At 35.1% G+C, this 211-nt stretch carries 1 protein-coding gene; it reads left to right on the forward strand.

From position 1 onward, the window contains the following. Window positions 1–24: 24 nt before the first annotated feature. Window positions 25–211, forward strand: a 187-nt coding sequence (locus FDW96_RS12760) for a hypothetical protein (protein ID WP_137365788.1), incomplete at its 3' end; no start/stop codon positions are given.

Here is a 211-nt window from a genome sequence, read left to right on the forward strand (position 1 = left end):
AAAGCATTCATTTAGGAGGAAAATATGTCAAATAAAACTCATTCGTCTAATCACGATGAAATGATGGCTGAGCATCATCATAATCATGAAATGATGGATATGGAGCACGAAAACCATGAGATGCACAACATGCACAATATGGATAATATGCATGATATGCATGATATGCATGATATGGACAATATGGATATGATGAATCATGGAGGACACA

This window comes from Citrobacter sp. TBCS-15, from assembly GCF_005280815.1.
In the GTDB taxonomy this organism is placed as follows: domain Bacteria; phylum Pseudomonadota; class Gammaproteobacteria; order Enterobacterales; family Enterobacteriaceae; genus Citrobacter; species Citrobacter werkmanii.